We start from the raw sequence: 21,617 nt of genomic DNA on the forward strand, positions 1-21,617 counted from the left end.
AGGATGCCGGGGCCCGGGTCAGAGCATGCCGCACTCCCGGGCCCTGGCGACCGCTGCGCTCCGGTCGTGCGCACCGAGTTTGCGGAAGACCGCCCGTACCTGTGTCTTGACGGTGTTGTGGGACACATAGAACTCGGCGGCGATCTCACGCAGTGTCAGCGGACCGCACAGGGCGCGGAGCACCCGGCGCTCGCCGAGCGACAGCTCCTGGGGGCCGGACACGACGAGCGGCACGACGGTGTCCTCCCCGACTCCCCCGAGCAGATCCGTGAGCACTCCTGGTGACTCGCACCGGGCCGCTGCCCGCTCGGCCGCCCCACGGGCTTCCCGCGCGGCGTCCGCGTCGCGTCGCGCAGTGGCAAGTCGTGCCCGTGTGCCGTGATACAAGGCGTGCATCTGGGGTTCGCTTCCTGTCCTGGACGAGTCCGCCAGCGCCGCTTCCGCATCGGCCAGGGCCCGTTCGGCCTCGTCGGCCCGTCCCTCATCGAGGAGCAGGCCGGCCCTGCCGATGTAGGCGGGCGCCGCGACGAAGTGCCGCTCCAGCCCGGCCGTCCCGGCCGCGTCCAGGGCTTCGTCGCTCAGCATGCGCGCCGGCTCATGGCGTCCGGCCAGCAGGGCGCACAGCGCCCGCAGCCCCAGCGCGCGGACGAGCGTCAGGCCGTGCCCGGCGGCATGCGCGTCACGGGTCGCCTCGCCGAGCAGCGCCTCGGCCTCCTCGTACCGGGAGGTCCACAGCAGAGCGGTACCGCGGGCCGTACAGGCCAGGGCACGCCAGGAAGTCAACGGGGCGGTGCCGGCGAAGACGGTTTCGGCGAGACGGTCGCCGGTCAGGACCTCCCCCTGCAGCCAGCAGGCCACGGCCCGGGCGACAGCCGCCGCATCGGACACCGTGCTGCCTTCGCCGACCGTCTCCGCTCCCGGCCCCCTGAGCCGGACCATGTCCAGCCAGCGCCGGGCCGTTTCCGGAGCACCCGCCGACAGGGCCGCCATCGCCGCCACGACGCACAGTCTTGCGTCGGCGGCGACCGTGCGGAGCGGCAAGAGCTCCAGCCATTGCCTGACCTCCCGACCGCGGCCTGCCGAGATCGCCTGTTCCCAGTCGTGGAGTATCGACGCGACGGCGGCGGCCTCGTCACCGCCGCGCACCCAGTGCCGTACGGCCGCGGTCGTCTCGCCCTGCCGTGAGTACCACCGAGCCGCCGTCCTGTGCAGCGACACGGCGGTCTCGCGCCCTTCGGATCCGAGAAGGTCGCAGAGCAGCGCGGACAGTGCGCGGTGACGCCGGTATGCCGAGGGATCGGCCGCTACCGGTACGAGCAGTTGGACGGTTCGTGCGAGCTCGCGCAGCAGTACGCCCGCCCGGTCCCCGGCGAGGGCTCGGCACGGCCCGGCACTCAACTCGTCGAGCACACTGGTACGGAGCAGGAACTCGCGCTGCTCGGTGGTGAGCCGGTGGAGCACCTCGGTGGCCAGGTACTCGGTGACCGCTCGCCTGCCGCGGGCCAGGTCGGCCGCCGTGTCGGCGTCGTTGGACGAGCGAGCGAGGGTTCGGCCCATGATGCACAGCGCCGCCGCCCACCCCTCGGTGGTCTCGTACACCGCGCTCAACGTGTCCGGGGCCGGAGCGGACCCGAGCAGATCGGTGAGCACGGCCTGTGCCTCCTCGGGGGTGAAGGCCAGGTCGTGCCGGTCGAGTTCGGCGATCGCGCCCCGGGCGCGCAGGGTGGGTACGGGTCCACCCGGAACGTGACGGGTCGACAGAACGACGCGAAAGCCCTGCGGAAGCCTTGTCAGGAAATCCGAAAGGCTGCGGACCGCATCGACGTCCGTGATCGATTCCACTCCGTCGAGGATCAGCGCGAGCGGTCCCTGTCCGTCCAGTCCGCTCACGAGGCTCGGCAGGATCTCCTCGAGCCACGCGTCGAGTGTCCACTCGCCGCTGTGGGGGCGGACGGGCAGTTCCGGCCGTACGTGCTGCAACGCCCGCAGGATGCCGGCCCAGAGCCGGCCCGGGGCGTTGTCGTACGCGTCCAGGCTGAGCCAGGCGCACGCGCCACGAGTTGCGAGGCTTCGCGACCACTCGGTCAGGAGCACCGTCTTTCCGGCGCCGGCGGGCGCGGAGACCACCACCACGGGCTCGGTCGACGCGTCCAGCCGGCGCAGCAGCCGGGGGCGGGTCAGGAGGTGCGGGGGCTGGTCCCCAGGACGCAGCTTGAAGGACGGCACGGAACTGGTCATGGCACCTTCGGTGGAGTCGTCAGGACTGGTGGAGCCCCCGGCGTCCGTGGCTCGCCTGCAGGAGTCGGACGCCGGGGGCCGTAGTGGACCGGGGCAGGGATACGGCAGCCTCCGTCGGGCCGCTGTCACCCGCGCTTGCAGGGGGGCCTGAGCGTGCCGAAGTCTCCGCCGAAGTGGAGCAGCGGCCGGCCTTCCAGCCGGTGTTCGAAGTGGCGGACGTCGCCCACGAATATGGTGTGATCGCCGCCGGGCAGCGCCGCGGCGACGTCGCACACGACAGCCGCGATGGCGTCCTTCAGCACCGGCACGCCGTGGTCGTCGATGGTCTCCACACCCGCGAACTTGTCCGGCTTGGAAACGGCGAAGTTCCGCGCGAGGTGCTCGCTGTCCTCGCCGAGGACGTTGACGGCGAAGCGGCCGTGCTCCGCGATCGCGGTTCGCGTGTAGAGCTGGTTGCCGATGCACACGAGCAGTTGGAGCGGCTCGAGGGACAGCGCGGAGACGGCGCTCGCCGTCATGCCGATGGGCGTGCTGCCCGAGCATGTGGTGATCACGCTGACACCCGTGGCGAGCCGGCTCATCGTGGCTCGGAACCCGAAGACGACATCAAGGGTTTCACTCATTTGAGGACCTCCGTGAATTCGGGGCTGAACCCCGCGGTGTGATGAAGTGTTCGACATCGGCCGTCCTCGTGGATGACCGGCTCCCGTCGTGGTGACGCCGTGAGGATCAGTCCGTGACGCAGGGTTCGAGGACGAAGGTGTGGCGCAGCAGGGTGTACGGCACGTCGGTCATGCCCCGGCAGGGCCCGGCGTCGGCCGGGTAGGTGTCGTAGCGGTCGACCAGCGACTCCTTGACGCCGAACACCGGATCGGTGTCCAGGTGTGGGTCGTCCGAGGGGAAGAGCATGGTGGTCACGCGCTGGAATCCCGGTGCTTCGATCAGCAGGTGCACATGGGCGGGACGCATGAGCGACCTGCTGGTCGCGCTCATGAGTTCGCCGACCGGGCCGTCACCGGGTATCGGGTAGCTGGACGGGCGGATGGAACGGAAAGCGAAGTGCCCCGTCTCGTCGGTGCGGAACAGCGCGCGCATGGCCGGCTCGTCCAGGCCGGGCACCTCCGTGTCGTAGTGGCCTTCCGAGTCGCTGTGCCAGACGTCCACCGCCGCGTCGGCCACCGGCGCTCCCTCGTGGTCCACGACCCGTCCCTCGAAGAACAGCGGGGTACCGGACAGACCCCCGGAGATGTCGGCGGCGTCGGCCTGCTGCGGCCTGTCCTCCCTGAAGTACGGGCCCAGCACGCTGTTCTGCGTGGCCTGGCTGGGGCGTCGGTTGGTCAGGGCGTCGACCAGCATGGTGACTCCGAGCACGTCGGACAGCAGGATGAACTCCTGACGCGTCGGGGTGCACGTCTGCCCGGTGCGCGTCAGGAAGTCGACTCCCCGGGCCCATTCGTCCTGCGTCAGTTCGACGTCGCGGACGAAGGCGTGCAGGTGCCGCACCAGTGATTCCAGGATCTCTGCGACGCGGGAGTCCTTGGTGCCCCGCATGGTCGAGATCACGGCCTCGGTGATGGTGTCGCTGGTCAGATCACGCATGACGCGCTCCCGTGGTGGTGGGGTGGTGGGTCGCGGACTCGGTCCGGGGATGTCCGTCGCCGGGTGATGTGCACGGCGGCTGTCCGGCCCAGGCGCGGGCCAAGAGGGCGCGTACCGCCGTCCGTTCGACTGGTCGCGGGTTCCAGTAGCCGTCCCGCACGATGAGTTCGGCCGCCTGCTCGATGCCCGATTCCGGCATGCCGAGGTCCCGCAGCGCCCTGGGGGCGGCGAGCCGTCCCGCGAAGTCGAAGAGTCCCTTCGCGGCGTCGGCCGCCGACAGCGCCCTTGCGATGCGTGCCATGGCCTCGGGCGCCGCCGGTGCGTTGTAGGCGACCACGTGCGGCAGCACGACCGTGTGGGTTTCGGCGTGCGGAAGCCCGAACGTGCCGCCCAGGACGTGGCACACCTTGTGGTGCAGGGCCATGCCGACCGTGCCGAGGCACGTGCCCGCCAGCCACGCCCCGTACAGGGCATCGGCCCGCGCCTCGCCGTCGTCCGGACGTTGTGCGACGACCGGGAGGGAGCGGATGAGGGATTCGAGCGCTTCACCGGCCATCAGGAAGGCGAGCGGGTCCCGGTCCTGTGCGTAGAGGGCCTCCACCGCGTGCGCCATCGCGTTGATGCCGCTGACCACCGATGCCGCCGCGGGAAACGTGAACGTCAGGTCGACGTCGTACACCACGGTCTTCGGCAGCACTTCCGGCAGCCGGCGGGTCGTCTTCCGGCGCCCTTCGGTCTCTCCGAGGATCGGCGTCATCTCCGAGCCGGCGTAGGTGGTGGGCAACGCCAGCTGTGGCAGCCCGGTCCGCACAGCGATCGCCTTGCCGAGGCCGATCGTCGAGCCACCGCCGATGGCGAGCACCGAGTCCGCTCCCACGGTTCTGGCATACGCGACCGCCTTCTCCGTGACCTCGACGGGGGTGTGCGGAGCCGCTTCCGTGAAGGTTCCCACCGCCGCCGTAACCAGTACGTCGTGTACCTCCGCTGCCTGGCCCGCTTGACCGGGTGTGCACAGGATGAGCACCCGACGGCATCCGAGGGCATCAGCCTCTTCAGGGATACGGCTGCGCGTACCGCTGCCGAAGACCACCTTGGTGATCTGTCCCCGATGCACGAATGTCTTCATGAGAATTCCCCAGTCCCGCCGTCTGCTTGGAACCAAGACTTTCGATGCCTGAATGACGGGGGTCAACGTAATCCGCGAGGGATAACGGGCACCGGCGTTGAAATACCTTGTTCGTGCGACAGGCTCCGCGCCCGGGGCCTCCGGCTCTCGACGGACATCACTCGTCTGCGCGATGCGGTGGGTGTCCATGGGCTGGATCGTGGATCCCGACCTCTGTCAGGCGGAGATGCCGGTCGAGGTCACCGGAACGGCGTCCGAGGGGTCCGCATTCACGAGCGGCGAGGGTTCAGGTCGGGGGGTGCCGAACCCAGGAATACGGCCGCTGTCCGTGCGTCTCCCGGACCAGGTGCGGACCGGTCCGGCGCGCACCTGATCGACGGCTGAGATCCGGCCGTCGTCCCCACCCCAGGAGGCACCATGACCGGAACCGGACCCGACTGCGAGGCCGACCCCGACACCCCGCTGAGTCCGGCGGCGACGGGGACGACCGATGAGGACGCGAAGGCCCTGGCGGACCACGACATGCAGGCCCGCTTCGAACCGGCACTGGTACACCGTGACCGGCTTTTCGCGGCCGCCGTGCGGATGACCGGCAGTCCGACCGACGCCGAGGACCTGCTCCAGGAGACGTACGCCCGGGCCTACGCCTCGTTCCACCAGTTCCGCGAGGGCACGAATCTCAGGGCCTGGCTGTACCGCATCCTCACCACCACGTTCCTCAACTACCGACGCAGTCAACGCAGGCGGCCGCAACGCGACGACACGACGGCGATCGAGGACTGGCAGATCGCCCGCGCGGCCTCGCACACCTCGTCGGGACTGCGCTCCGCCGAGGCCGAGGCGCTCGACAACCTGCCCGACTCGGACGTCAAGGCGGCGCTGCAAGCCGTCCCGGAATGCTTCCGGACGGCGGTGTACCTCTTCGACGTCGAGGGCTTCACCACCCGTGAGATCGCCGACATCATGCAGACTCCCGTCGGCACCGTGCTGTCCCGACTGCACCGAGGTCACCGACGGCTGCGCTCGCTGCTGGAGGGCTATGCGCAGGAGCACCGTCTCGTCCCGGCGGGCCACGTTCGAGGCAGTGGGTCCGCACCACGGGCTGGTGAGCGAGGTCACCCGGGACGGCGGCGGAAGGCGGGATGCATGCAGGGGGCAACGGTGTTCCAAGAGCGCATGGAACACCCTTGACAGCCCTCCGGCCCGGTGTCCGGGACAGCCCCGGGCCGGAGGGCTCGACTCCCATACCAAATGAGTGAGGAAGAGATGCCGAGACCCAGCACCGGTGCCGTCGATGCCGAGCTATGTGCACTCCTCGTCATGCCGGACGGCTCGGCGGTGCCCGTGTCCACGCGACTGGGCTATCGTCCCGACGATCCCTACGCGGTCCGTGCGACCTTCCGCCTCGGCGGTGACCGGGCGGTCGAGTGGTTCTTCGCCCGTGAGCTCCTGAGAGAGGGGCTGCTCCAGCCAGTCGGTATCGGCGACGTCCGCCTGCGCCCTGCTTGGCACCAGGGACAGCACATGGTGCAGATCGTCCTCACGGCGCCCGCAGGACGGGCGGACCTCATGTTCCCCTGGCCGGTGGTGACGGAGTTCCTGCAACGCACCGATGCGGTGGTGTCACCCGGCACCGAGCACGTGCATGTCGACCTGGACGCCCAGCTGATGCATCTTCTCGCAGAGCACTGACCCACACCCACGATCGATCGATCATCGATCACAGTGATCTCGGGACAGGAGACCACGATGTTGACCGTGCTGTCGCCGATCTTCGCACTGCTCGCAGCGGCAACCAACGCACTGGGAACCGTGATGCAGCGCCGGGCCGCCACCGTCGTCCCGCAGTCCAGCGGTCTGCGCATCGGCCTGATGTGGGACCTGCTGCGCACACCGGTCTGGCTGCTCGGCATAGGTGGGGTCGCCCTCTCGGCGATCTTCCAGGGCGCCGCGCTGGCCACCGGCGCCCTGGCGGTCGTACAGCCGCTCTTCATGCTGGAGTTGCCGTTCGTGCTGCTGCTCGCGAGCATCGTCTTCGGGCGCCCGTTGCCCCGGGCCGGCTGGGTGCCCGTCGGCAGTATCGGGGGCGGCCTGGGCCTGGCGTTGTTCGCGGCCGCGCCGACCGGTGGCACTCTCGGGATCCCCGCGGCCCGGTGGACAGCGGTACTGACCTGCTGCCTGCTCGCCGTGGTGGTGCTGTGCAGCGTCGCGGTCAGGCTGCCCAACGGCGCGGCGCGCGCCGCGTGCATGGGCCTGGCCGCCGCCGTCTCCTACTCCCTCACTGCCGCGCTCATGAAGTCCTCGACCGCCGCCCTCGGCCGCCGGGGTATGGGTGCCTTCTTCACCACATGGCAGACCTATGCGTTCGCAGCCCTCGGCGTGTGCGCCCTGTTCCTGCTGGAGAACGCCATGCAGTCCGGACCGCTGGTCGCCTCCCAGCCTGCCCTGACCCTCGGGGACACCCTGGTGAGCCTGGCGCTCGGCGTCACCCTCTACGGGGAAAGACTGCGTGGTGGCTGGTGGCTGACCCTCCAGGTGCTCGGGCTCGCGCTGGTGGCGTACGGGGTCGCCCGCCTGTCACGTCAGCATCTCGTTCCCGCCGGAATGTGAAATACCCGATTCGTGCGAGAGCAGCCGACAGCACAACCCTTGAATCGCAGCCAATATCGCCGATCTGCGGGATGGCCAAGCGCGCCGTGGCATCGGACCGTGGAACCAGGTCTCAGCGGACGGCCCCGGCAGGCTGAATGCACATCGGGCGGACATGTCGGCGGCGTAAAACATTCCGCGATGGACACAGAATTCACGCGAGCATCTGGAGATCCGAAAAATATGGGGAAATTGGTCAATACGGCCCTGGAGGCTGTGGCGGATGTGCCGGATGGAGCGTCGTTGGCCGTGGGCGGGTTCGGATTGAGCGGTGTGCCGAACGTGCTGATCCAGGCCCTGTTCGAGCGGGGCGTCGGCGGGCTGTCGGTCGTCTCGAACAACTGCGGGGCAATGGATTCGGGCTTGGCGGTACTGCTCTCGGCGGGCCGGATCGGACGGGTGACGGGATCGTATGTCGGGGCGAACAAGGAGTTCGCGCGGCAGTACCTGTCCGGTGAGCTGGAGGTGGAGCTGATCCCGCAGGGCACGCTCGCCGAACGGCTGCGCGCCGGCGGCGCGGGCATCCCCGCCTTTTACACCCCGGCGGGGGTGGGCACGCAGGTCGCCGAGGGCGGTCTGCCCTGGCGCTACGACGGCTCCGGCGGGGTCGCTCTGGCCTCGCCGGCCAAGGAGGTGCGGGTCTTCGACGGCACGGAGTACGTGCTCGAACGCGGCATCCGCACCGACTTCGCGCTGGTGCGGGCGGCGCAGGGCGACCGGCACGGAAACCTGGTGTTCAGCAAGTCCGCCCGCAACTTCAACCCCCTCGCGGCCATGGCCGGCAGGCTCACGATCGCGGAGGTGGAGGAGCTGGTCGAGCCCGGCGAGATCGATCCGGACGCGGTGCACCTGCCCGGCATCTTCGTCCAGCGGGTGTTGGCCCTCACACCGCAGCAGGCGGCGGACAAGAAGATCGAGCGGCGGACGGTGACCAGCTGATGGCCTGGACTCGTGAGGAGATGGCCGCCCGCTCCGCGCGTGAGCTGCGCGACGGCCAGTACGTCAATCTCGGCATCGGCCTGCCCACGCTGATCCCCACCTACCTGCCGCCAGGGGTGGAGGTGATCCTCGAGTCGGAGAACGGCATCCTGGGCACCGGCCCCTACCCGGGTGCGGACGAGGTCGACCCGGACCTGATCAACGCCGGCAAGGAGACCGTCACGGTTCTGCCCGGCGCCTCCTTCTTCGACTCCGCACTGTCCTTCGCGATGATCCGCGGCGGGCACATCGACGTCGCGGTGCTGGGTGCCATGCAGGTCTCCGAGCAGGGGGACCTGGCGAACTGGGCGATCCCCGGAAAGATGATCACGGGGATCGGCGGTGCGATGGACCTGGTCCACGGCGCCCGCACAGTCATTGTCGTCATGACGCACACAGCCAAGGACGGCTCGCCGAAGATCCGCACCGAGTGCACGCTGCCGCTGACCGGGAAGCACTGCGTGAACCGGATCATCACCGATCTCGGTGTCCTCGACGTCACCGACGAGGGGCTTGTGCTGGTCGAGTGCGCACCTTCCGTCGACGTCGAGGAGATCATCGCCAAGACCGACGCCAAGCTGACCGTCACGGAGGGCCTGCTGTGAACCCCGTCTACATCGTCGACGCCGTGCGCACGCCGATCGGGCGCTACAACGGCGGCCTGGCCTCGGTGCGCCCCGACGACCTGGCTGCCCACGCCATCCGCGAACTCCTCTCCCGCATACCCCGGTTGGACCCCGCGCGCATCGAGGACGTGTACCTCGGCAACGCCAACGGCGCCGGCGAGGAGAACCGCAACGTGGCCCGCATGGCCGCCCTGCTCGCCGGCCTGCCCACCAGCGTGCCCGGGGCGACGGTCAACCGGCTGTGCGCCTCCGGACTCGAAGCCGTCATCCAGGCCGCCCGCGCCATCGCTGTCGGCGACGCCTCCGTCGCCATCGCCGGCGGCGTGGAGTCCATGACCCGCGCCCCCTACGTCCTGCCCAAGAACGACAGACCGTTCCCGGCCGCCCACGCCGAGCTGTACTCCACCACGCTGGGCTGGCGCATGGTGAACCCGGCGATGAACCCGCAATGGACCATCCCTCTCGGGGAGTCGGCCGAGCTGATCGCCGAGAAGCACGAGATCGGCCGTGAGCAGCAGGACGAGTTCGCCCTGCACAGCCACCAGAAGGCCGCAGCCGCCCAGGAACAGGGCCTGTTCGACGCCGAGTTGGTGCCCGTCCCGGTCCCGCAGCGCAACGGCGACCCCCAGCTGTTCGCGGCCGACGAGTGCGTACGCCCGAACGCCTCCCTCGCGGCGATGGCAAGGCTCAAGCCGTCCTTCCGTACCAAGCAGGGCACGGTCACCGCCGGCAACGCCTCCCCCCTCAACGACGGCGCCGCCGCCCTGCTGCTGGCCGACGAGGAGGGTGTGAAGGCCATCGGCCGCGAGCCGCTGGCACGCGTCTGCGCGACCGGAGTCTCCGCGATCGACCCCGACTACTTCGGCCTCGCCCCCGTCGAGGCCGTCGACCGGGCCCTGGCCAAGGCCGCCCGGACCTTCGCCGATCTCGACGTACTGGAGCTGAACGAGGCCTTCGCCGCCCAGGTCCTCGGCTGCCTCGCCGAATGGCCAGAGTTCGACCCGGCGATCCTCAACCCGCAGGGCGGCGCCATCGCGCTCGGCCACCCCCTCGGCGCCTCCGGCGCCCGCCTCGCCGGCACCGTCGCCCACCAGCTCGCCCGCCGCGGCTCCGGCACGGGCGTCGCCACCCTCTGCATCGGCGTGGGCCAGGGCCTCGCCCTCGTCCTCGAACGCTGACACGAACGGGCGAGCAGACCGTCGTGGGGAACAGCGTCCGGGACGGGAATCGGCAGCGGCCTCCGCGCGGGGTCGGCGGGTGCGGACGTACGGTACTGATATGTGCGCCATGCGGGAAGGCGGCGCGGCGCAGCCCCACGGGCCCCGCTCCCCTCCACCCACCGCCGGGTCACTGCGCCGGGCAGAGCTGGACCGGCTGCTGGAGCTCGCCGTGCGCGACACGGGCGTGCACGCGGGAGCGGTCTTCCTCCTGGCGTCCGACGGCCAGACCCTGCGGCTGGAGGTGACCGCAGGCATGCCGGCGGAGTATCTCGCGCCCTGGTTCGGGGTCCCGCTGTCGAGCCGCTTTCCGGTGACCGATGCGGTGCGCGAGCGGCGGCTCATCTGGCTCGGCGACCCGGAGGACCTCGCCCGTCGCTATCCGCGCACGGCGATCGCCCTGCCCTACCACCATGCGGTGGTCGCGGCACCGCTCCTCACCGGAACCACGGTCTGGGGCGCACTGCTGCTGTTCTGGCCCGGCGCCGGCGCCACCAGTACCGACGGCCCGAGCCCTGAACGGGTCCGTGCCGCCGGTCGGCGTCTGGCGCGGTTCCTGCGCGACGCCGCCGGCACCGGCCACGCCGTCGGCCCGGGACCCACACCCCGCACCCTGGTGCAGCCGCCGGCCGGCAAGCGGGGGCCGGCCGAGGCACTCGCCGCGGCCGACCTCGTCGAGCGGCTGCCCTGGGGCAGTTGCTCCCTCGACCTCCAGGGCAGGTTCACCTACGTCAGCGCCACCGCCGCCGCCCTACTGGGCGCGAGCAGCCCCGACGACCTGATCGGCACGCGTCCCTGGCAGTCCTTGCCCTGGCACACCGACCCAGCCTTCGAGGACCACTTCCGCGCCACCGTGGTCAGCCGGAAGCCCGGCTACTACACCGCCATGCGCCCGCCGGACCAGTGGCTCGCGTTCGAGCTCTATCCCGACGGCTCGGGGGTGAGCGTCCGCATATCGCCGACCGGTCCGGGCGGGGACTCGCAGCCGGGGCCCACCATGACGGAGACGTTCCGGGGCGAGCCGATCCGCTTGGGCGAGATCTACCGGGTGCTGCACCTGGCCGCCGCCCTCTCGGAAACCGTGGGCGTCTCAGACGTGGTCGATCTGGTCACCGAGGAGATGCTGCCGGCGTTCGGAGCCCGGACCGTCGCCCTGCTCGCGGCCGAGAACGGCAGAATGCGGGTCATCGGCCGCAGCGGCTACAACCCCTCGCTGCTCGAACACTTCGACGGCGTGCCGCTGACCCACCCGGCACCCGCGGTCCGGGTCCTCGCCACCGGCGTGCCCAGCTTCTTCGCCTCCTTCGACGAGCTGTCCCGGGCCTACCCGCCCGCCCCGCATCAGAAGGGTCTGCATGCCTGGGCGTTTCTGCCGCTGATCGCCTCCGGGCGTCCGGTGGGCTCGTGCGTGTTCGCCTTCGACCGGCCCCACCCCTTTCCCGACCAGCAGCGGGTCGTCTTCATCGCGCTCGCGGGACTGATCGCGCAGGCGCTGGAACGGGCCCGCCTGTACGACACCAGCAACGAACTCGCCAAGACCCTGCAGGCGGCCCTGCTCCCCGACTCGCTGCCCGACCTTCCTGGACTGGATGTGGCGGCCCGCTATCTGCCCAGCGTCCGCGGCATGGACATCGGCGGCGACTTCTACGACCTGGTCCGGGTCGACGACACCACCGCAGCCGCGGTCATCGGCGACGTCCAGGGCCACAACGTCACCGCCGCCGCGCTCATGGGCCGGGTGCGCCCCGCCATCCGCTCCCACGCCGCCTCGGGGGCCACGCCTCCACAGGTCCTCGCGCAGGCCAACCGCCAGCTGGTCGCCATGGACCCGGGCCGCTTCGTCAGTTGCCTGTACGCCCAGCTCGACCTCGCACGCCGCCGGGCCGTCCTCGCCACCGCCGGCCATCCCCCGCCCGTTCTGCGTCACCCGGACGGCCACGCCGAGGTCCTTTCGCTCCGACCCGGCGTGCTGCTCGGCATCGACCCCGACGCGGACTATCCCCCCACCGAGATCCCGCTGACACCCGGCACCGTCCTCGCCCTGTACACCGACGGCCTCGTCGAGACTCCCGGGGTCGACATGGACGACGCCATGTCCGGGCTCGCCGCCCAGCTCGCCCGGGCCTCGACCCAGCCCATGGACCGGCTCGCCACGACCCTGATCGACCATGCACGGCAGACCGCGCCCCGGACGGACGACATCGCCCTGCTGCTCATCGGGCTCGCCACCGCCGGGTAGCGCGCCCCCGGCCAGACCTCGCCGGCAGGCACTTGGGACGTACGGCATGCCTTGACAGCGAAGAGACGGAGGGCAACGATGGGAACTATGGAAACTAATCCAGTTTCTCGAGTTTCCACCAGTGACGAGCGGCGTGCGGACGTGATCGTGGAGGCGGCCGGCCGGCTGTTCTTCGGGTCGGGTTTCGCGCGGGTGAGCATGGACGATCTCGCTCGTGAGCTCGGGATGAGCAAGAAGACGATCTACCGTCATTTCCCGGACAAGCGCAGCCTGCTGGCCGCGGTGCTGGACCGCCAGTTCGCCGCGGTGGAGCGCACGCTGGTGGCGGCGACCGAGGACGCGGAAGGGCAGCCGTTCGGTGTGCGGGTGCAGCGGTTCCTGATCGCGGCGGGCAGTGAGCTCGGGCGGATCGGCGCGCCTCAGCTCGCGACGGGGCGGGGCGACGCGATGCTGCGCCAGTACGTGGAGCAGCGTGTGGACGCGGTGGTCTACCAGCGGCTCGACGAGCTGTTCCGGGAGGGACACCGGCAGGGCTTGCTGCCGGCGCCGCCCGAGCTGCTGAGTGAGATCACCCGCGGCGCGTTGGAGCGGCTGCTCATGTCGGAGTTGCCGCGCGATCTGGACTGGACCGCGGCCGATCTGCTGCGGGCGACCGTCGACACCGTGCTGTACGGGGCGATCCGCCCGACAGGCCAGGGCATCGACGACGAACAACCCCGGGCGGTCATCCCGACGGCCCGCGACGACGAGAAGGAGGTGGACCCATGACCGGGACAACCGACAGGGTGGCATTGGTGACGGGGGCCAGCAGCGGAATCGGCGCGGCCACAGCGCAACTTCTGGCAGCGCGAGGAATGCGCGTGGTGGTCAACTACCTCCGCAACACCAAGGCGGCCGAGGAGGTCGTGGCCGACATCGAGGCCGCAGGCGGCCAGGCCATGGCCATGCAGGCCGACGTACGCGAGGAGGCGGCCGTCGAGAGCATGGTCGGACAGGTCCAGGCGGCTTGGGGCGGCATCGACGTGCTCGTGCACAACGCGCTCATCCCATATGCGGTCAAGCCGTTCCAGGACATGACGTGGGAAGAACTGGGCGGCAAGATCGACGCCGAGATGCACGCGGCGTTCGCGGTCACCAAAGCCGTACTGCCCACGATGACCGATCGAGGGTGGGGACGCCTCATCTACATCGGCACCGGACTCAGCCGCCTGCCTCGGGCGGGCATGATCGCGCTGGGCGTTTCCAAGGCCGCACTCGAGCAGTTCGCCCGGTATCTCGCCCAGGAACTCGGCCCGCAGGGCATCACGGTCAACGTCGTCTCGCCCGGCCCGGTGGAGTCCCGCACCGCCGATGCCGTGCTCGACGACGCGACGAGGCAGCGGCAGGTGGCCGCCACCCCCTTGGGCCGCCTGGCCTACCCGGCCGATGTCGCCCAGGCGGTCGCCTTCTACGCCGCCGAGGACAACTCCTTCATGACCGGTACCACGGCCGCGGTCAACGGCGGCTTGGCCATGTACTGACGCCCCGCTGACCTCCGCACACGCGGCCGAGCCCTTCAACGATCAAGGAAAGACGTTCATGCACACGATCGACCTGGCCTACGTCGGACGAGGCCTGCACGAGGAGCTGGCCGCGTACATCGCCGACCAGCAGGACTACTACGCCGAGGAGGGTGTCCACGTCGCGCTGCGCGACGGCTGCACCTGGGACGTGGAACGGCTGCGCCGCTGCGCCACCATCGGGCTCGGCCGGGCACTGCTGTCACGACTGACTGACGGCACCCCGTGGGTCGCACTCAGTGTCAACACCCACCGCCCGCTGTTCTGGTTCCTCGCCCGCCCCGGCCTGACCTCCCTGGCAGACCTGGCCGGGCGACGGCTGGCGGTCCACGCCCCGCACACCCCGCCCGGCGCATTCGCCCGGATCGTGCTGCGAAAGGCCGGCCTTGACCCGGACCGTGACGTGAAGACCATCGTCCGCTCGCCCGGCGACTACGGCATGGATCTGCGCCGGCTCAACGACGGCAGCATCGACGCCGCCTACGTCGGCAGCACCATGGCACCGGAGGCGGTGGCCGCCGAGCACAGCTGGCAGGTGCTGGCCTGGGTCGGCGACCACTTCCAGATCCCCACCGTGGGCGTGGCCGTCGACCCCACCTACATCTCTCCGGACGACCCTGCGGTCCAGGCCGTCGTACGAGCCCACCGCCGCGCCCTTCAGGTGATCCACGACGACCCCGACACCACGGTGCGCCACATGCAGACGTTCCTCGGCGGACAGACCGCGGAAGAGGCCCGAGCCCACTACGACACGTTCATCGCGCCGTACTTCACCACGGACGGCCAGGCCGATCTCGCTGTCGGCGACAAGGCGATCACCGCGGTCGCCGCCGAACTCGGCGTCCCTGCCACCGTCACCGCGGCCGAGTTCTACCGCACCGCGGCCACAGCCTAGGCATCAGGAGTCGAGTCGTAGCGTGCGAAGCCCTGGGCCCGCGGGCCGATGGTGTCACTCCGGTGACCGCGACCGCGGCGTGGTTCTTCTCAGGTATGGGCTTCCTCCCTCCGGGCCGCCGTCCATCAGGGTCCTCCCGCCTCCGCGGTCTTCCACCGGCGACCAGCACAACCGTCACGGACTACGCCGAGCCCGCCTCGGAAGTGCCCACGCCGGTCGTGCGGAAACTGGCCCGGAACGCACCAGGTCCAGGTGTCACACCCAGCTGCCGTAGACCGCGCCGTCGCCTGTGGGCGTGTTGCGGAACGTCTTGTCCGGCGCAGGCGGCGCACGGCGGCAGCGGTGCTCGGTGTCCGGCGCTCTGACCGCCGTCGACATGCAGGATCTCGCCGGTGACCAAAAGGGCCTGCTCGAGATAGACGATCGCTTCGACGACGTCGTCGATCTCGCCCATGCGCCCGAGCGGGCGCATGCCGGCCAGGGCTTCGTGGGTTTCGACCGGGTGCATCGGGGTGCGGATGACACCGAGCGCCACGGTGTTGACGCGGATGCCCTGGGAGGCGTACGCGTGGATGCCGTGTCCGGCGACTTCGCCGATCACCAGCGCGGTACCGGCGCCGGACAGGGACAGGGACAGGGCATCGAAGCAGCCGCCGGCTCCCTCAATGCCCGGCGTGAGCAGATGGGCGGTTTGAATGCCCGTTCGTGGAGCCTGACACGGAGCCGGCAGATGCCGCTGAATGGAATGGGAAACGCTGATCAAGGACGTCGCAGTCGATCTCGCCCGCTGTAGGCCACGGGCTGGATGCGCCGCAGAAGCCGCGCCCAGGTGCCGTCCGCCGACCACAGCCGGTGGCGTGGAAAACGAGCAGATCAAGTGACGTCACACGATCGGCCGGACGGCTCCTGGGTGTCCAGTCCCGGACCGAGGTGCTGGCGCATCAGCGCCTGCGCGGTCGTCTCGGCGGCGGCGAACCTGGAGCGTCCTGCGTCGGTCAGGGTGGCCTCGACCGTCCTGCGGTCTCCGGCACGACGATGGCGATCAATCAGTCCGGCAGCCTGCAGCCCCCTGAGGAGGTAGGACATCCGGTCCCCGGATTCCTGGAGGAACGCCGCCAGCTTGGCTACGGGCACAGATCCGCTCGCGGCCTCGGCGAGCGCGCCGAGAATGAGGTAGTCATGGAGCGACAGTCCGTGCCGCACCCGCAATTCACCGTGCACGAGACCCAAGGTCCGCAGGACCCCTGGAAACTGCCACCGCGTGGTGTCCGACCAATCGTAGTCGATCATATTCCTTCCCAGGGGTCGGTTCTCCGGCCGCAAGCCCGTGGCCGCAGCATCACAACCAGATTCCGTACGACGCCGATCCCGGGCCGGACGGACACGAAGCCCTCGGATCAGGACGGCGTCACCCGCCCGCAGTCCGAATATGCGACGACGGCAGGCAGCGGGCCGTCACCCGTCCGATGTCCTGATGTGAGGCCGCCGTGGCGCGCCCGGCCATCCGTCTCCGCACTCCCGGCGTCCTAGCGTCGTCAGTGCGACGCGGTCGAACGGGTCGGGCTCCGCAACGGTTGCGAAGTCCTCGAACACCTGACACGCAGGCGGACGACCGCCGTAGCCGCGTCCGCCATCCCAAGGCTTCGCAGAGGAAAGAAGGCGTTCGCGCCATGGCGTCGCAATCAGACACCGCTCGAGCAGCGTCTCACGGGCTGGACTTCGGGCTCAACGAATGGGTCGTGGACGAGCAGCGACGGCGTTACCTCCACGACCCCGGCTCGGTCGATGAGACGTGGAGGAACTTCTTCGCCACTCTGGTGTCCCCGGCCGCCGCGGCCTCCCTGACCGCCTCAGCCCAACACCACGAGGGCACCGACGAGGCGGCGCTCAAGGCGGTCCGGGTCGCGGCGCTCATCCACGCGTATCGCGTGCGCGGGCATCTGATGGCCGGAACGGACCCGCTCATGGCCCGGCCGGCCGCAGCACATCCGGAGCTCGACATCGCCGCGTTCGGACTTGACGACTCGGACCGGGCGGAGGACTTCGCCGTGGACGGGTTCGCCGGGCGCGCCACGATGACACTCGACGAAGTGCTGGGCGCATTGCGGGAGTTCTACTGCCGCACCGCCGGGTTCGAGTACATGCACATCCAGGACGCCCCGGAACGCCGCTGGATCCAGCAGCGCGTCGAGGGCCCGCAGCGCCGCCCGGACCGTGCCGGACAGCTGCGGATCCTCTACCGGTTGGGGGCCGCGGAGGCCTTCGAGACGTTCCTGCAGACCAAGTACGTGGGCCAGAAGCGGTACTCGCTCGAAGGCGGCGAGTCGGCCATCGTGCTGCTCGACGCCCTGTTGCTCCGCGCCATCGAAGACGGTGTCCAAGAAGCCGTCATCGGGATGGCGCACCGCGGCCGGCTGAACGTCCTGGCCAGCATCATCGGCAAGTCCTACGGCCAGATATTCGACGAGTTCGAGGACGCGGTGGACATCCGGTCGGTCCAGGGCTCGGGGGACGTGAAGTACCACCTCGGCGCGGAGGGCGTCTACCGTGCCCTGGACGGCGGCACCATCGCCGTCTCGGTCGTGGCGAACCCCTCGCACCTGGAGATCGTGGGGCCGGTGACCCAGGGCGTGGTGCGGGCCAAGCAGGACCTGGCCGAGGACCAGGGCGAGCCCTTCCCCGTACTGCCGGTCGTCCTCCACGGCGACGCGGCCTTCGCCGGCCAGGGCGTGGTCGCCGAGACCCTGAACATGTCGCAACTGCCGGGCTACCGCACGGGCGGGACGGTCCACGTGGTCGTCAACAACCAGGTCGGCTTCACCACCCTGCCCGCCAACGGCCGTTCGAGCACGTACGCCACCCATGTGGCACGGATGGTGGAGGCCCCGATCTTCCACGTCAACGGCGACGACCCGGAAGCCGTCGACCGCGTCGCACGGATGGCCTTCGACTATCGCCAGACGTTCCACAAGGACGTCGTGGTCGATCTGGTCTGCTACCGGCGCCACGGGCACAGCGAGGTCGACGACCCGTCCATCACGCAGCCGATGATGTACGAACGCATCGACGCCAAGGCTTCGGTGCGCACGCTGTACGCCGCGGCCCTCATACGCCGCGGGGACATCGGCGAGCGGCAGGTGGACAGTGCCCGCCGCAACTACCAGGATCACCTCGAACGGGCCTTCGCCGAGACCCGGGCGCTGCCCGCTCCCGCACCGGCCGAAGACCTTCCTTGCGCCGACGCCGGACAGGCGGCCACCCAGCGCACGGCGACCGCGATCGACGAGGCGAGGGCCCGTCAGGTCATCGCATCGCAGACCGACCTGCCGCAGGGCTTCACCGTGCACCCGCGTGTCCTGCCGCAGCTCCACCGGCGCACGGCGACGCTCGACACCGGCACCGTCGACTGGGCCACCGCGGAGACACTGGCGATCGGTTCGCTGCTGCTGGACGGCGTCCCGGTACGGCTGGCCGGACAGGACTCCCGGCGCGGCACCTTCGGCCAGCGCCACGCCGTACTGACCGACCGGCGCACCGGCGCGGAGCACACGCCGCTGAACTCCCTCGGCCCGCAGGCCGCGAGCTTCGCACCGTACGACTCGATGCTGTCCGAACTGGCAGCGCTGGCCTTCGAGTACGGCTATGCGCAGGCCCGTCCGGAAGCCCTGGTGCTGTGGGAGGCCCAGTTCGGTGACTTCGCCAACGGCGCGCAGACGGTCGTCGACGAGTACATCGCCTCGTCCGAGCAGAAGTGGGGCCAGCGCTCCGCAGTGACCATGTTGCTGCCCCACGGCCTGGAGGGCCAGGGCCCCGACCACTCCTCCGCCCGGATCGAACGCTTCCTGCAATTGTGCGCGCAGGACAACATGACCGTGGCCATGCCCTCCCTGCCGGGCAACTACTTCCATCTGCTCAGGCAGCAGGCGCTGGACGGCCGCAGGCCACTGGTGGTCTTCACCCCGAAGTCGATGCTGCGGTCGAAGGCGGCCGTCTCCGCCCTGGCCGAGTTCACCCAGGGCGGCTTCCGTCCGGTCCTGCCGGACGACACGACGGACCCGGCCCGTGTCTCGCGCGTGCTGCTGTGCTCGGGCAAGGTCTGCTACGACCTCGACGCCCACCGGCACGCCGCGGGCTCGGCCGACACGGCGATCGTCCGCGTGGAGCGCCTCTACCCGTTCCCCGACGAGGAACTCGCGGCGGAACTCGCCCGCTTCCCCGCGGCCGCGGACGTGCGGTGGGTGCAGGAGGAGCCGGAGAACCAGGGTGCGTGGTCGTTCCTCGCGCCGCGTCTGCACCGGCTCACCCGGCGCGCCGTGGAGTGCGTGAGCCGGCCCGAGTCGCCCGCGCCCGCGGCCGGCTCGGCCCGCCGGCACGGCGTGGAGCAGAAGGCTCTCGTGACATCGGCCTTCCAGTGATCAGCGGCTCGCGCGGTGCGCATCGGCTGCCCACAGCGCGTATCCGTCGACACCACGGCAGGATCGAGGAGGAGCAGCGGCATAAGCCTGCTGGCGCGCATCAACCAGCCCGCGGACTTGAGGGGTCTGAGCCATCCAGAGCTGGTCCGGCTGGCCGGGGAGATCCGCGACTTCCTGGTCCGCCACGTCGCGGCCACGGGAGGCCATCTGGGGCCCAACCTCGGCGTCGTGGAACTGACCCTGGCGCTGCACCGGGTCTTCGACTGCCCGCGCGACCGACTGCTGTGGGACGTCGGGCACCAGGCGGACGTCCACAAGATCGTGACGGGTCGGGCCGGTGAGTTCTCCGGCCTGCGCAGCGTGGCGGGCTTTCCGGATACCCGAGCCGGGAGGAGTCCACGCACGACCACATCGAGCACTCCCACGCATCGGTAGCCCTGTCGTACGCCGATGGCATGGCCAAGGCCGCACAGCTCGCAGGAGAGTCGGACCGGCACATCGTCGCCGTCGTCGGCGACGGAGCACTCACCGAAGGGCTGGCCTGGGAGGCCCTCAACAACATCGCGGCGGCACCGGACCGGCCGGTGGTGATCGTCGTCAACGACAACGGACGCTCGTACGCACCGACCGTGGGCGGACTCGCCCGGCACCTGGCGGCCCTGCGCACCCACGCCGGCTACGAGCGTCTGGCCGGCTGGGGCAGACAGGCGCTCGTCGGTGCCGGAGCGCCAGGGCGGGCGCTGCACCGGACCCTGCACGCGGCCAAGTAAGGCATCAAGGAGGGCCTGAAAGCGGGCTTCGCAGGGGGCAACGCGGAGGCCGTGATGCCGCACTCGCTCTTCTGCGAGCTGGGACTGCACTACCTCGGGCCCGTGGACGGCCACGACATCACCGCCCTGGAAGCAGCCCTGGAACGGGCCAAGGTCCATGGCGCCCCGGTCGTCGTCCACTGCATCACGCGCAAGGGACTCGGATACGCGCCGGCCGAGCAGAACGAGGAGGACCACCTGCACGGCATCGGCATCCTCGACCCGCAGACCGGGCACCCTCTGCGGCCCGCTGGCCTGACCTGGACGGCAGTGTTCGGCCGGGAACTGGTCGAACTGGCCGACGCGCACCCGGACGTCGTCGCGATCACCGCGGCCATGCCCGGCTCCGTCGGTCTCAACGACTTCGCCGCACGCTACCCGGCACGGTTCTTCGACGTCGGGACGCCGAGCAGCATGCGGTCGCCTCGGCCGCCGGGATGGCCGTGGCGGCCCTGCATCCAGTGATCGCCCTGTACGGCACGTTCCTGAACCGCGCCCTCGACCAGGTGCTGATGGACCTCGCGCTGCACCGGCTCGGTGCGACCCTGGTCCTCGACCGGTCCGGAGTCACCGGTGACGACGGCCCCAGCCACAACGGGCTGTGGAATCTTGCGATGCTCCAAGCTGTCCCCGGCCTGCGTACCAGGGCTCCCCGCGATGCGCGCACGCTGCGGCGGCAGTTGCGGGAGGCCGTGTCGATCACCGACGCGCCGACGGTCCTGCGCTACCCGAGAGGCACGGTCGGCCCGGCGATCCCGGCGGTCGGCCGCGCCGGCGCGGTCGACGTCCTGCGCGAGGCCCCCGGCCGCGGCGTCCTGCTGGTCGCTGTCGGAACGACGGCCTCGGTCGCTCTCGAAGCGGCGGGGCTCTGCGCCGAGCAGGGGGTGGAGGTCACCGCAGTGGACCCACTGTGGGTCAAGCCGCTCCCCGGCGATCTGCCCGCGCTCGCCGCCGAGCACGCCCTGGTCGTCACGGTCGAGGACGGCCTGCGCGCCGGAGGAGTGGGCACAGCGGTGGCCCAGGGCCTGCAGGAGGCCGGCATCCGCACCCCGGTACGTGCCGTGGGCGTGGCGGACGGGTTTCCCCGGCAGGCCACCCGGGCCGAGATCCTCGCGGAAGCAGGCCTGACCGCCCAGGCGATCGCACACACCGTCACCCAGACCCTGGCCCGCGCGGCCGTCACCGCGGTACCCACCGGTCCCCGCACCGTCCCCGCACCCAAAAGCCAATGAATGTCGCATACCAGTAAAATGCTTCTACTGCGAAA

General features: G+C 70.4%; 17 protein-coding genes and 1 pseudogene. 12 read left to right on the forward strand and 6 right to left on the reverse strand.

What is annotated here, in order from left to right; all coding sequences use genetic code 11:
• Positions 1–18 precede the first annotated feature (18 nt).
• The 4 genes from ACWDEN_RS30875 to ACWDEN_RS30890 form a co-directional block, all read right to left on the reverse strand.
• Positions 19–2,238: a LuxR C-terminal-related transcriptional regulator gene (locus ACWDEN_RS30875; protein ID WP_450861079.1), complete on the reverse strand. Its 2,220-nt coding sequence runs from the start codon at positions 2,236–2,238 to the stop codon at positions 19–21.
• A 125-nt stretch (positions 2,239–2,363) separates the two neighbouring features.
• A complete protein-coding gene (locus ACWDEN_RS30880; protein WP_450861081.1) occupies positions 2,364–2,861 on the reverse strand; it encodes a flavin reductase family protein in 498 nt (165 codons plus the stop codon).
• A gap of 106 nt (positions 2,862–2,967) precedes the next feature.
• The gene (locus ACWDEN_RS30885; RefSeq protein ID WP_450861083.1) at positions 2,968–3,837 is read right to left on the reverse strand and encodes a dioxygenase family protein; all 870 of its coding nucleotides are present in this window, start codon (positions 3,835–3,837) and stop codon (positions 2,968–2,970) included.
• On the reverse strand, positions 3,830–4,963 hold the full coding sequence (locus ACWDEN_RS30890) for a maleylacetate reductase (protein WP_450861084.1): 1,134 nt from the start codon (positions 4,961–4,963) through the stop codon (positions 3,830–3,832). The genes ACWDEN_RS30885 and ACWDEN_RS30890 overlap by 8 nt, the downstream gene beginning before the upstream one ends.
• 417 nt (positions 4,964–5,380) lie before the next feature.
• On the opposite strand from ACWDEN_RS30890, the gene ACWDEN_RS30895 reads away from it, so the two are divergent.
• The 10 genes from ACWDEN_RS30895 to ACWDEN_RS30940 all read left to right on the forward strand — a co-directional run bounded on the left by ACWDEN_RS30895 (position 5,381) and on the right by ACWDEN_RS30940 (position 15,126).
• Complete coding sequence (locus ACWDEN_RS30895) at positions 5,381–6,154, forward strand: sigma-70 family RNA polymerase sigma factor (RefSeq protein ID WP_450861086.1); 774 nt, start codon at positions 5,381–5,383, stop codon at positions 6,152–6,154.
• 75 nt (positions 6,155–6,229) lie between these two features.
• Entirely contained in the window at positions 6,230–6,655 is a 426-nt protein-coding gene (locus ACWDEN_RS30900; protein WP_450861088.1) for an SsgA family sporulation/cell division regulator, read from the forward strand.
• Between the two features lie 57 nt (positions 6,656–6,712).
• The gene (locus ACWDEN_RS30905) at positions 6,713–7,573 is read left to right on the forward strand and encodes a DMT family transporter (RefSeq protein WP_351620749.1); all 861 of its coding nucleotides are present in this window, start codon (positions 6,713–6,715) and stop codon (positions 7,571–7,573) included.
• 222 nt (positions 7,574–7,795) lie between these two features.
• Positions 7,796–8,551 (forward strand): CoA transferase subunit A, encoded by a 756-nt coding sequence (locus ACWDEN_RS30910; protein ID WP_055704909.1) that lies wholly within the window; start codon positions 7,796–7,798, stop codon positions 8,549–8,551.
• A complete protein-coding gene (locus ACWDEN_RS30915) occupies positions 8,551–9,195 on the forward strand; it encodes a CoA transferase subunit B (protein ID WP_351618988.1) in 645 nt (214 codons plus the stop codon). Before ACWDEN_RS30910 ends, ACWDEN_RS30915 begins: the two co-directional genes overlap by 1 nt.
• Positions 9,192–10,394, forward strand: coding sequence for a thiolase family protein (locus ACWDEN_RS30920; protein WP_450861090.1), 1,203 nt, complete (start codon positions 9,192–9,194; stop codon positions 10,392–10,394). The genes ACWDEN_RS30915 and ACWDEN_RS30920 overlap by 4 nt, the downstream gene beginning before the upstream one ends.
• A gap of 100 nt (positions 10,395–10,494) precedes the next feature.
• Complete coding sequence (locus ACWDEN_RS30925; protein WP_450861092.1) at positions 10,495–12,672, forward strand: SpoIIE family protein phosphatase; 2,178 nt, start codon at positions 10,495–10,497, stop codon at positions 12,670–12,672.
• Positions 12,673–12,813: 141 nt separating this feature from the next.
• A complete protein-coding gene (locus ACWDEN_RS30930; RefSeq protein WP_351622397.1) occupies positions 12,814–13,440 on the forward strand; it encodes a TetR/AcrR family transcriptional regulator in 627 nt (208 codons plus the stop codon).
• Entirely contained in the window at positions 13,437–14,192 is a 756-nt protein-coding gene (locus ACWDEN_RS30935; protein WP_450861094.1) for an SDR family NAD(P)-dependent oxidoreductase, read from the forward strand. The genes ACWDEN_RS30930 and ACWDEN_RS30935 overlap by 4 nt, the downstream gene beginning before the upstream one ends.
• A 58-nt stretch (positions 14,193–14,250) precedes the next feature.
• The gene (locus ACWDEN_RS30940) at positions 14,251–15,126 is read left to right on the forward strand and encodes an ABC transporter substrate-binding protein (RefSeq protein ID WP_450861096.1); all 876 of its coding nucleotides are present in this window, start codon (positions 14,251–14,253) and stop codon (positions 15,124–15,126) included.
• Between the two features lie 181 nt (positions 15,127–15,307).
• On the opposite strand, the gene ACWDEN_RS30945 is transcribed toward ACWDEN_RS30940, so the two are convergent.
• Together ACWDEN_RS30945 and ACWDEN_RS30950 are read right to left on the reverse strand one after the other, a co-directional pair.
• Positions 15,308–15,889 (reverse strand): SDR family oxidoreductase, encoded by a 582-nt coding sequence (locus ACWDEN_RS30945; protein WP_450861098.1) that lies wholly within the window; start codon positions 15,887–15,889, stop codon positions 15,308–15,310.
• Between the two features lie 110 nt (positions 15,890–15,999).
• Positions 16,000–16,416, reverse strand: a complete 417-nt coding sequence (locus ACWDEN_RS30950) for a MarR family winged helix-turn-helix transcriptional regulator (protein WP_450861099.1) — start codon at positions 16,414–16,416, stop codon at positions 16,000–16,002.
• A gap of 380 nt (positions 16,417–16,796) precedes the next feature.
• Between ACWDEN_RS30950 and ACWDEN_RS30955 the strand changes: the two genes are divergently transcribed.
• Complete coding sequence (locus tag ACWDEN_RS30955) at positions 16,797–19,541, forward strand: multifunctional oxoglutarate decarboxylase/oxoglutarate dehydrogenase thiamine pyrophosphate-binding subunit/dihydrolipoyllysine-residue succinyltransferase subunit (RefSeq protein WP_450861101.1); 2,745 nt, start codon at positions 16,797–16,799, stop codon at positions 19,539–19,541.
• Between the two features lie 81 nt (positions 19,542–19,622).
• Positions 19,623–21,582: pseudogene (gene dxs / locus ACWDEN_RS30960) on the forward strand (1-deoxy-D-xylulose-5-phosphate synthase).
• The last annotated feature ends 35 nt before the right edge of the window (positions 21,583–21,617 follow it).

This window comes from Streptomyces sp. NPDC001153 (assembly GCF_053598315.1).

Coding starts and splice junctions, on each gene's coding strand:
- ACWDEN_RS30925 (WP_450861092.1), top strand. CDS start 10,495: ATGTGCGCCATGCGGGAAGGCGGCGCGGCGCAGCCCCACGGGCCCCGC.
- ACWDEN_RS30935 (WP_450861094.1), top strand. CDS start 13,437: ATGACCGGGACAACCGACAGGGTGGCATTGGTGACGGGGGCCAGCAGC.
- ACWDEN_RS30890 (WP_450861084.1), bottom strand. CDS start 4,963: ATGAAGACATTCGTGCATCGGGGACAGATCACCAAGGTGGTCTTCGGC.
- ACWDEN_RS30950 (WP_450861099.1), bottom strand. CDS start 16,416: ATGATCGACTACGATTGGTCGGACACCACGCGGTGGCAGTTTCCAGGG.
- ACWDEN_RS30875 (WP_450861079.1), bottom strand. CDS start 2,238: ATGACCAGTTCCGTGCCGTCCTTCAAGCTGCGTCCTGGGGACCAGCCC.
- ACWDEN_RS30900 (WP_450861088.1), top strand. CDS start 6,230: ATGCCGAGACCCAGCACCGGTGCCGTCGATGCCGAGCTATGTGCACTC.
- ACWDEN_RS30955 (WP_450861101.1), top strand. CDS start 16,797: ATGGCGTCGCAATCAGACACCGCTCGAGCAGCGTCTCACGGGCTGGAC.
- ACWDEN_RS30915 (WP_351618988.1), top strand. CDS start 8,551: ATGGCCTGGACTCGTGAGGAGATGGCCGCCCGCTCCGCGCGTGAGCTG.
- ACWDEN_RS30885 (WP_450861083.1), bottom strand. CDS start 3,837: ATGCGTGATCTGACCAGCGACACCATCACCGAGGCCGTGATCTCGACC.
- ACWDEN_RS30940 (WP_450861096.1), top strand. CDS start 14,251: ATGCACACGATCGACCTGGCCTACGTCGGACGAGGCCTGCACGAGGAG.
- ACWDEN_RS30910 (WP_055704909.1), top strand. CDS start 7,796: ATGGGGAAATTGGTCAATACGGCCCTGGAGGCTGTGGCGGATGTGCCG.
- ACWDEN_RS30880 (WP_450861081.1), bottom strand. CDS start 2,861: ATGAGTGAAACCCTTGATGTCGTCTTCGGGTTCCGAGCCACGATGAGC.
- ACWDEN_RS30895 (WP_450861086.1), top strand. CDS start 5,381: ATGACCGGAACCGGACCCGACTGCGAGGCCGACCCCGACACCCCGCTG.
- ACWDEN_RS30905 (WP_351620749.1), top strand. CDS start 6,713: ATGTTGACCGTGCTGTCGCCGATCTTCGCACTGCTCGCAGCGGCAACC.